Consider the following 10,386-nt stretch of genomic DNA (forward strand, 5'->3'; position numbering starts at 1 on the left):
TGCTCCAGGTGGTCGGTCTCCTTGGGGATGGCGACCGCCTGCGGTTTGATCTCCATGTCCGCTCCTCCGCGTTCCGCGGGTCGGAACCTGCCTCCAGCGTGGCACCGGAGGGCTGGGCGCGCCCGATGGGCCGGAGAGGAGGGGGCCGGCGGCTCCGCTGCCGGCCGCTGAGGTCGGACCCTTGGCGACGAGCCGACGGTGGTCGCCGGTCACATTTGCCCGTCTTCTTCTCCGCATGGGCGCCATGCGGAGAAGAATCACGACACTACGGAACCAGGTGCCCTCCGATCCCCTCTTCCTGTTCAAGATCCACCTCGCTCGGTCTGCCCTCCCGACAGGCGCCGGCCGTCGGCCCGGCATTCCGAACGCGAGTCACTCACGAAAGTTGTCCATGCACGCCTCGCTCAACAGCGTCCACGCCGCCGTCCGGCGGCTGCGCAGTGCCGTCTTTCCCGCTCCCGCACGCCCGGGGCTCCGGTTCTCCGGTCCGCAGGGCCGGGGAGTGGAGGTCAGTGGTCCCGCCCTGGGCAGGCACGTGCAGATCCTGGCCCACCCGGACGACGATCTCTTCTTCATGGCGCCCGACCTCTTCCACGCCGTCGCCGCCGGCGCAGAGATCGTCAACGTGTATCTCGTCGCGGGTGAAGCCGACGGCCGCAATGCCGCCCACGGGGCAAGGAACCGTGACCGGCTGGCAGTGGATTACGAGGGGTACGTGGCCGCCCGCCAGCGCGGACTGCGCGCGGTGTACGCCGATGCCGCGCTGAACGATGCGTCGGCTCCCTGGACCCGCGAGGCGTACCGCACGGCAGGCGGCTTCCACGTCGAACGGGCGTCCTTGGCGGGCCGCGCGCCCGTCACGCTGTACTTCTTCAACCTCGCGATGACGGGCGGCCGGCCGCCCATGCGACTGCACACACTGTGGACGGGGGAAATCGAGCAGCAGCGCACCCGGCGCCCCACCGGTTCGCCTCTCCCGGACGCTCTCCCGGACGCACCTGAGGTCCTCACCCGTGAAGGCCTCCTCGACGCCCTCGTCGAGCTGCTGGCCGAACACCGGCCCAGCACGGTGCGCACGCTCGACCCGGACCCCGACCACGCCACGTACGAGAACGGCAAGGTCACCTATCACGACCACCAAGAGCACACGGCAGCAGCTCTGTTCGCCTTGGAAGCCCTGCGCCGATACGGCGAACAGGCCCCGGAGCAGGCACCGGTCGTCGAGAGCTACCGGGGCTACGGCAACAAGGTCTGGCCGGGCAATCTCAGCCCGCAGGTGTTCCACGACAAGACCCGCCGCCTCGACATCTACGGGGGCCAGGACGGCCGCCGCCGCAAGCACGGTGTCGACCCCGGCGACTTCCAGCTCGGCGGCAGCGCGCGCCGCAAGGCGTACGGGCGAAGCACCTACGCGCGCTATTCCCACGCTTCGACGTGGCTGCAAAGGGACGGTGACGGAGCGCTCACGGCATTCACCGTCCTCAACGGTATTCCTGTCCAATGGAAGGACACCGACGGGGAGTTCACGCCGAGGCCACTGGGCACCTCCGCCCCGGAGGGCGGATTCTTCTCACCGCAAGTGCACGCCGTCGCCACCGAGGACGGACTGCTGCACGTGTTCGGCGTCCACATGTCGCTCGCGGCGGGCCGCTACGAACACCGCCGCGACGTCATGCTCGTCTCCCAGCAGGAACCGGGAGGCCGCTTCGGCGCCTGGCAGAACCTCGGGAATCCGTACAACGCCGAAGGCCTCAACCCCATCAAGCGCAGGGAGATCGGCCAGCCGGAACCGGTCGCCCTGCCGGGCGGCGGCCTCGAGTTCGTCGTACGCAACTTCGACCGGGCGCTGAGCCACCGCCGCCTGGAGACCACCGGCACCTGGAGCCCCTGGCGCGACCTGGGAGGTACCCTCCAGGAGGGCATCGCCTGGGGAACCCGCCCCGACGGCACGGTCGAGCTGTACGCCCCCGCCCCGGACCGGATCGTCCAGTGGAACCGAGCCGACCAATCGCCCTCCTTCAGCCGCCCCCAGCCGTTGCCCTTCCCCGCCCCGGCCGGGCCCGTCACCTATGTGACAGCGGACCAGGGCCGCGCACTGCTGCTCATGCGCCGTCCCGGCACCGGCGAGATCCTGTGCCACCACCGGCCGGGCCCGCAGGAACCCTGGCAGGCCGAGCCGCAGTCGCTGGGCGGACACGGCGGTACCGGTCCCATCACGGCCACCAGGACCCATGACGGCCGGATCGCCCTGGCCACCCGCAACGATCACGGCACCCTCAGCTTCGCCCGGCTCCCGGAACCGGCCGACGAGAAACCGCCCACGTGGACCGCCTCGGGCCCACTGTCGGTCCACGCGCCCTCTTCGGTCCTGGACGCGGACGGGTGCGTCGTCACCGCGGTTCTCGGCGTGGACGCACGCCTGCACGTGGCGCGTTGGGAGCCGGGGACCCCCGAACCCGTATGGACTGCACATGCAGGCGGTGGACGGCAGATGACCCTCGCCCGGATGGGCGAAGTTCGCCTGTTCGAGTGAGAGGGGAACGATTCCTCTCCGGCTGCCCGTGTGGTGCCGGCGAAGGCCGGAAAGGCATGCTCCGCGCCCGCTTCTCGACGGAAGAAGGAAACCCGTGCCTCTGACGACCCGGAACGTGGAGCAGGAACTCGAACTCGCCAACCAGGCCGGCGATCCGCCGGCCGACCAGCTGGTGTCCGACCTGATCGACAAAAAAGAAGTGGACGGGGTCAACGCCCTCTTCCGGACCATCGGTACCCTCAAGCCCGGCCAGGACCACTCGAATCTGCCGCCGCGGCTCGCGGACTTCCTGCAGGAGGCCGAGGCGCCGCCGCCCGGCTGGACGGACGCGGACTCCACGGCCGTCGAAGGCTTCTTCCGCCACTATCACGGCGATGCGTCCATGCTGCAGGGCACCGTCGGCCTGATCGGCACCTACCTGTCCCCGACCGGGGCGTTCACCCTGCGCTCCACCGGCCGCCTCGGCGGGGTCGACGGCCCGGGCCGGCGCCTGTCGCAGTCCTCGCGGCTGTTCATCGACATGGGGAACGCCGGCGCCACACGGGACGGCAGCCTCGCGGCGACCGTCACCAAAGTCCGCCTGGTGCACGCCTCCGTCCGTCAGCTCCACAAGAAGAGCGGCAAGTGGGACTACGCCAAGTGGGGCGAGCCGGTCTCGCAGAAATACACCACCGGTGCCATCTGCGTGTTCAGCGTGCAGATCCTCGAAGCGATGAAAAACCTCGGCTTCGACGTCTCCAAAGAAGACGCCCACGGTTTCATGTGCGCCTGGCACTACGTCAACCACTACCTCGGCACCCCGGACAAGTGGATGGTCCCCAAGGACGCCGACGAGACCGGGCGCCTGTGGCGGCAGGTGCGGGACAACGAATGGAAGAAGAGCGACGACGGCGTCTTCATGACCGAGCAGGCCGTCGACTTCTACAAGAAGTTCTTCCCCGGGCCGGTGCACGACGCGTTCATCGCGATGGTCCGCCACGCGTTCACCGACAAGTACGCCGACATGGCCGGACTGCCCAAGGGCGTTCTCGACCTCGCCGCCCAGCCGCTCTCCACCGGCCACGGCCTGGTCGGCGGCATCGGCGGCGGGCTCCTCGGCGGCGGCGCCGAGAAGGTCACCGGCGTCAACCCCTACAAGGAGATCATCGGCATCGCGTCCAAGGCGTACAACGAGGTCGAGCGCTACGCACTCACCCACGACCAGGACGACCAGCCCCAGATGCACCAGGAACTGGGCGACGACCGCTGAATCCCCGCGAGCGGCCGGCCCGGCCCGGCGCAGTCACCTCACGGCGGCAGGAGTCAACTTTCCGGGACTGCAAGCCGATCGCCGCTTCTGCGATCGTGCTGCCTGTCCCGCCGCGCCCGGCCACCCCCTCGGAGGCTCCCGCTTGTACCAGACGGTGCCGAAACCCACCCGGTCCCAGCGGCCGACGCCGTCCGGAGCCGTCCGAAGCGGCCCGGCCCGGACGGCCGAACCCGCTCTCCCGCAGGACGGTGCCGCGTGGCTGCGTCCGGCCGATGACGGGGCCGCCTTCGCCGCCTCGCTCATCGGCCGGACCGACCAGGAACTCGACCAGCTGGCCGCCCGGTTCGCGGACCGGCAGGAGAACGAGCGGCTGCGGACCGTGCTGCACAGCCGGGCCCGGCAGGCAGCGGCCCGCGCGGCGGATCCCGTCGCCGAGATCGGCGGCTTCCACCGGCGGGCCGCGGACCTGCGCGCGGAACTGGCGGACATGGAGGAAGCGGAGCAGTGGCTCGCGCGCAAGCGCGCCAAGCGGCGGCCGCCGGTGGTCCGTTGGCTCTACGACTGGATCTATTCCGCCGGGGACCTCGCCGGCCTCCGGGCACAAGCCGGCGCACTGCGCCCCCGGCTGGCCCGCGCCGAGGCGGAGCTGGAGGGAGTCGACTCGCCCGAGGGGCGGAAGGCGATCAGCGCGCTGCACATCGCGCAGCGGTGTTCCCCGGACCGGGACACCTCATGGATCGCCACCGTGCGACAGGATCAACTCGGGCGCACCGAGCGGTTTCTGACCGACCGCCTTGCCGAACTGGCCGGCACCGGCCACCCGACGGACGCGCTCGAGCGCGCACGGTCCGACGTGCAGGACGCCGGTCGTGCGCTGGCCGTGTACTCCCGCATCGCCCGCCAGGGCACGGACGGATTGCTGCACGACCGGCAGACCATGGAGGAGATGCTCGGCCGGCTCCGGCGCACCCGGAACGCCCTGGAGAAGGCCTGCGCCAAGCGACGATGGGGCGGCCTGCCGTCCTGGCTCGGCGGGGGAGGAGGCAAGCAGGACGCCCTGCGCAGCTCCCTGGACAAGACGCGGGAGAACATCACCATCGTCGAGGGACGGCTGGCGGAGCTGGACCACTGCGCCCGCATCGTCGCCGACGAACGCTACGCCCCGCTGATGGCCCGCGGCGCCCACGTCCATTCCCTGCTCGCCCTGACCGGGCGGGTCGCGGCCTGACAGGACGTTCGACGGCCCGAACGAACGCCCCCTGGAACGGCCGGGTGTACGGATGAGCCCGCACACGGTCGTGGATGCTGCGCAGCCAGGGCTGCTGTACGGCGGGCAGCCGTGCCAGCGTATGGAGGAATATCCGCACGTCCGGCTGGAACGGCGTCAGCGGACGCAGAGGCAGTGGATCGTCGCGGAGGACGCCGTAGCCGTGGTGAGTACGGTGCCGCAGTCTGCACACGCGAACACGCTGGTCATGTACCTTCTTCCTGCTTCTGGACGGCAGGATTATCCGCGGCCCGGCGATCGTGACGCCAACGGATTTCGCAGCCGCCCGCGGCCGGCACCCCGTCAGGGGCACCGGCCGCGGGCAGGCGTCCGGGGCCGTCAGTACCGCGTCGTGACCGTGACCCCGCTGAACGAGGTCTTGGCGTACAGGCTGATGAACCGGTAGCCCGCTGCCGTGTTCGTGACGGTGATGCTCTGGGCGGTGCCGGACTTGGTGGACGACGTCGTGTAGGCCTTGTCCGTCGCCCAGTTGTCGGGGTTGTAGTAGAGGTAGGCGTCGCCCGTGCCGCCCGTCGTGGAGGCGGTCAGGGTCGTCGTGCCGGCCGGGAGGTAGAGGTACAGGTAGTCGAGGTTGCCCGCCGTGGCCGAGCGGCCGGTGCGGGAGCAGTTGCGGCCCAGGAGGCGGGTGTCCGGGTCCTGGCACGTGGTCACGTCGCCGCCCACCGTGACCTGCTTGCGGGCGGTGGAGGTCCGCCCGCCGTCGTCGGTGACGGTGAGGGTGACGGTGTACGTGCCTGCTGCGGCGTACGTCTTGCTCGGGTTCGCCTCCGTGGACGAGGTCCCGTCGCCGAAGTTCCACGAGCGCGAGGCGATGCGGCCGTTGCCGGACGCGGTGGACCGGTCGGTCAGGGCCACGGTCAGGCCCGAGACCTTCGCGTCGAAGCCCGCCGCCGGTCCCGCCTTGGCGGCACAGGCGCCGGATGCGCAGGCGGTGAGCCAGCTGTCGAAGTCCGCGTCGTAGCGGGTGCCGATGCCGGTGGCGTAGACGGCGTAGCCGCCGGGGTAGTCGCCGGTCCGGAAGTGCGCGAGCATGGCGTCGAGGTCCGCCGGGTGCTTCTCGGCCATGTAACGGACCGCGAGGTATCCCCACGGATAGGTGCGGGTCACATCGCTGTTGGCGTAGGTGTTCTGGAACAGGGTGCTCAGCCGGTAGGTGTGCTTGCCCGCCTCGGCGACCGCCCCGTCGTCGGTGATGCCGCGGTAGCCGTAGGAGACGTACTCGGCGAGACCCTCGATCCACCACACGTCCGGAACGGTCGTCTGCTGGGCGAAGTCGCCCTTCATGTCGTAACGGGCGTCGAGGTAGTGCGTGTACTCGTGGTTGAGGTTCCATATCCGGGCCGTGAAGCCGTCGTCCTGTGCCTTCTGGTACATGATGGACGTGGGCTGGTTGTCGGCCTTCGTCGGGTCGCCGGTCAGCGTGATGCCGCCGTTGTCGGTGCTGACGCCGAAGATCGCACCGGCATAGGTCTGGTAGTCGGCGCGGCTGCCGAACACGACGAGCCGGATGGTGGATTCGTACTGGCCCGGTATCGCGCCGCTGTCCTTCACGAGGGCGTGGAAGAACGGGTCCTGGCCCAGCAGGCTCGCACAGGTGGCGGCGAGTTCGTCGGAGGTCAGGGCCTGCGCGCTGATGGTGTGGGACGCGTCGCAGGAATGGGTGACCGGCAGCGCGGCCTTGGTCAGCCGGTCCGCGAGGTTGCAGGTGCCGAGGTAGTCGCAGCCGGCCCGGTCGTAGTAGTCGGCCTGGGAGGCGACGGTGACCCACAGCGGAGCGGTCGGACCGGTGATCTTCGCGGCGTCGAGCAGTTCCTTCGCCAGCGGGCGGACCTTGTCCCGCAGGGCGGGGTGCTCCAGGTAGCGGGCCACGTTCATCCCGGCGTTGGAGTCCAGGTAGGAACGGTCGGTGCCCAGCAGCCCCAGGTGGTTCACCGCGAACGCCTTGAGCGTGTCGATGATGCCCGGGTCGGCGGTGACGGCGTTGACGTAGGCCGTGTTCCAGTTGCCGCGCCACAGGGGCGTGTAGACGTCGTTGACGGCCGCCAGCATGCTGGGGATCGCGTCGTAGGAGCTGTTGTACCCGTCGAGCACCTGCTGGTAGACGTTCAGGTATCGGGCCTGCTCGTCGGCGCTGTCCGTCAGGATGAGGACTTCGCCCAGGGTGGCGCCGTTCGCCGAAGTGACATCCTTCCAGTGGCCGTTGTCGAAGAAGGCGTCCAGGCCCGCCTCGGTCGCCTTCGCCAGGTCCGGGCCGTAGGAGCCGACGTCGGACGCGTGATTGAACTGCACGTAGTAGCCCGCGCGCAGGAAGAGCGTCAGCTGCAGGGCGCCGGTCGAGTCGTCGCCGGGATACGTTTCCGCCGCGTTCCCGAAGGCGTCGGCCACGGTCACCATCTGGGCTTCGCGGAAGATGTTGTGCGCGTCCGGGCCCGTGACGGAGAACAGCGTGTTGACGCAGTCCTTGGACGCGGCCCTGACGAACGAGACCAGGTCGGATCCGGACCGGCTGCCGAAGTCGGCCGGGGTGCAGGAGGCTTCGGGCTTCTCGGAGGCGTGCGGCTTCTGCTCCGCCGTCCGCGGGGCGGGGCTGAGCGGCGGGAGCCGGTCGACGGACATCCGCCGGCGTTGCACCGCGTCCCGTTCGCCGTTGCCGGCCGTCGATCCGGTCGGCGGTACGGGGGAGGCCGTCCGGGCATGGGGGGTGGCGACCGGGGCCGGGGGTGCCGCGAGTGCCGGGGTCGCCAGGAGGCCGGCGACCGTGGCACAGGCGGCCAGGCTGCCGGACACACATCTGGGCAGGGTGAAGCGCTGGAGCATCCAGACTCCTTTGTGGGAGGTGCGTGGGGGGTGCGCCCCGGGAGGCGAGCCGAGGCGTATGCGGCACCGTCCCACCGCGTCAGGGCCCGGACAATGGGGTGTGACATAGCACATTGCATGGGCATGCCATAACGTCGGCGCTCCCGTCCCCCGTGCGCCGCGCGCTCTCAGACCCGTGTCACGCTCCACGTCCGCGACGCCCATGCCCGGAAGTGCGGTGCGTGCGCGATGAGTTCGCGGTACGCCGCGGCGGCGGAACCGAAGAGCGTGTCCGCGACCTCGCCGGCCAGGCCCTCGCGGCGCCAGGCCAGTACATAGCGGCACCACAGCGGCGTGCCGGCCAGCGGCTTGACGAGGACGTCGGAGGTCGGCCGGTGCGTCGCCTGGACGACGGACACCCCGATGCCCTCCGCGATCATGTCCTGCAACTGGAGCCGGTCGCCCAGGAATTCGTGCACCGCCACCGGCGTGAACCCGGCCGAGCCGCAGGCCGCGTAGAACACCCCCGGCCAGCCGGCCCCGTCGTCGGGGGTGAGGAACCACGCGTCGCCGGCCAGATCGGCGAGCGCGATCTCGGGACAGTGCCTGAGCCGGTGATGCGCGGGCAGGGCGACGAAGGACGGCTCCGTCACGATCCCGCGATGGGCCACCGCGGACGAATGCCGCAGCTCCCGGCCCGGGTAGTCCGCCGCGATCGCCGCGTCCACGGCGCCCTGCTCCAGGAGTTCGACGATCTCCGAGGACGCGTACACGCTGCTCACCGTGACATCGAGACCGGGCAGCAGGGTCCGGAGCCGCATGACCATGCCGGACAGGACCGGCGAGTTGGTCGCCGCCAGCCGCAGCGGCCGGCGCGCTCCCGCGGCGCCCCCGGCGGGCCGCCGCCCGATCGCCGCCGCGCGGGCCAGCACGTCACGGGCCTGGGCCACCACCTCCACGCCGTACCGCGTCAGCTCGACGCCCGACGTCCTGCGCACGAACAGCGGCTCCCCGAAGGACCGCTCGATCCGCCGGAGTTGTGTGCTCATGGCGGGCTGGGAGTACCCCAGGTCCGCCGCGGCCCGGCCGACGCTCCCGGCGTCGGCGATGGCACACAGCACCCGTAGGTGCCGAAGCTCCAGGTCCATGCCGCGGATGGTAGGGAGTTGCGGCGGTGTCCGGACAGGGGTGGGCCCCACGGGCTTCTGTGAAATGTCACACGGCCGGCATGACTGACGTGTGACCGGTGACACAGTAATGTGATATTGCACTGACAGGATCCCGGCACGTCACGTCCCCCACCCACCCGTGTCCGAGGGAGGCCCCATGGCCAAGTCGGCTCCATCCACGACCACTTCCCCGATCCGGACGGTCAGTCACGACCTGCCCGTCTCGCCCGAGCTCGCCTCCTTCATGGCGTCCGGCTGGGAGGCCGCCCCGCAGGGCGGCGACGTCCGGCTGCCCGTCGCCGCCCTCACCCCGGCCCGCCGGGCCCGGCTCTCCGCGCGCTTCCCCGGGGAGCGGATCCTCGTCCCGGCGGGGGAGTTGAGAGTGCGTTCCAACGACTGCGACCACCGCTTCCGCCCGCACAGCGCCTACACCTGGCTGACCGGCCTGGGCGGCGAGGAACAGGCCGGGCATGTACTCGTCCTCGAACCCGACGGGCCGCACGGCCACGAGGCGGTCCTGCATGTACGGCCGCGCTCCCCGCGCACGGACGAGGGGTTCTACCGCGACCGCCGCTACGGCGAGTTCTGGGTGGGACCCCGCCCCGGTCTCGCGGAGGCCGAGCGGATGACGGGCATCCGCTGCGTCGCCCTCGGCGGGCTCCCGCCCGGGCGGAACGCGGCCACCGACGCCGAACTCGCCTCGGTGCTCGGCGAACTGAGGCTGGTCAAGGACGCGTGGGAAGTGGCGGAGCTGCAGCGGGCGGTGGACCACACCACCGCCGGGTTCGAGGACGTGGTACGCGCCCTGCCGCGCGCGATGACGCATCCGCGCGGCGAGCGCTGGATCGAGGGCGTCTTCGGCCTGCGTGCCCGCGCCGAGGGCAACGGCACCGGATACGAGACCATCGCCGCCTCCGGCGCCCATGCCTGCGTCCTGCACTGGATACGCAACGACGGGCCGCTCGACGCACGGGAGTTGCTGCTCCTGGACGCGGGCGTGGAGACCGACAGCCTCTACACCGCCGACATCACCCGCACCCTCCCGCTCTCCGGCCGCTTCTCGCCCGTCCAGCGGCAGGTCTACGAGCTCGTGCTGGCCGCCCAGGAGGCGGGCATCGCCGCGCTGCGGCCGGGGGCGGGCTTCCGCGACTTCCACCGGGCCGGGATGCGGGTCATCGCCGAAGGGCTCGCCGAATGGGGGGTGCTGAAGAGTGCGGAGGGCGACTTCCACCGCCGCTACACGCTGTGCAGCAGCGGACACATGCTCGGCCTGGACGTCCACGACTGCGCCCAGGCGCGCGCCGAGGCGTATCTGGACGGGGTGCTGGAGGAGGGGCAGGTGCTCACCGTC

Annotated in this window: 6 protein-coding genes; 4 read left to right on the forward strand and 2 right to left on the reverse strand. The window is 70.9% G+C overall.

Annotated elements, in window-relative coordinates; translation table 11 throughout:
* Positions 1-391 precede the first annotated feature (391 nt).
* The 3 genes from HG542_RS31020 (at position 392) to HG542_RS31030 (ending at position 5,010) form a co-directional block, all read left to right on the forward strand.
* Positions 392-2,533 (forward strand): PIG-L family deacetylase, encoded by a 2,142-nt coding sequence (locus HG542_RS31020; RefSeq protein ID WP_171087340.1) that lies wholly within the window; start codon positions 392-394, stop codon positions 2,531-2,533.
* A 94-nt stretch (positions 2,534-2,627) separates the two neighbouring features.
* On the forward strand, positions 2,628-3,782 hold the full coding sequence (locus HG542_RS31025; RefSeq protein WP_171087342.1) for an oxygenase MpaB family protein: 1,155 nt from the start codon (positions 2,628-2,630) through the stop codon (positions 3,780-3,782).
* A gap of 142 nt (positions 3,783-3,924) precedes the next feature.
* Complete coding sequence (locus HG542_RS31030) at positions 3,925-5,010, forward strand: hypothetical protein (RefSeq protein WP_171087344.1); 1,086 nt, start codon at positions 3,925-3,927, stop codon at positions 5,008-5,010.
* A 378-nt stretch (positions 5,011-5,388) separates the two neighbouring features.
* Here HG542_RS31030 and HG542_RS31035 read toward each other — a convergent pair whose 3' ends face one another.
* Both HG542_RS31035 and HG542_RS31040 read right to left on the reverse strand, forming a co-directional pair.
* Positions 5,389-7,887 (reverse strand): collagenase, encoded by a 2,499-nt coding sequence (locus HG542_RS31035; protein ID WP_171087346.1) that lies wholly within the window; start codon positions 7,885-7,887, stop codon positions 5,389-5,391.
* Between the two features lie 167 nt (positions 7,888-8,054).
* Positions 8,055-9,014, reverse strand: a complete 960-nt coding sequence (locus HG542_RS31040; RefSeq protein WP_171087348.1) for a LysR family transcriptional regulator — start codon at positions 9,012-9,014, stop codon at positions 8,055-8,057.
* Positions 9,015-9,192: 178 nt separating this feature from the next.
* Between HG542_RS31040 and HG542_RS31045 the strand changes: the two genes are divergently transcribed.
* Positions 9,193-10,386 (forward strand): aminopeptidase P family protein (locus tag HG542_RS31045; RefSeq protein WP_171087350.1); only part of this gene is annotated, 1,194 nt, incomplete at its 3' end.

Source organism: Streptomyces morookaense (assembly GCF_013030945.1).
Taxonomy (GTDB): Bacteria; Actinomycetota; Actinomycetes; order Streptomycetales; family Streptomycetaceae; genus Streptomyces; species Streptomyces morookaensis.

What these genes read in the sequence shown, in the direction of transcription:
- HG542_RS31040 (WP_171087348.1), bottom strand. Translation starts at nt 9,014, where the DNA reads ATGGACCTGGAGCTTCGGCACCTACGGGTGCTGTGTGCCATCGCCGAC.
- HG542_RS31035 (WP_171087346.1), bottom strand. Translation starts at nt 7,887, where the DNA reads ATGCTCCAGCGCTTCACCCTGCCCAGATGTGTGTCCGGCAGCCTGGCC.
- HG542_RS31020 (WP_171087340.1), top strand. Translation starts at nt 392, where the DNA reads ATGCACGCCTCGCTCAACAGCGTCCACGCCGCCGTCCGGCGGCTGCGC.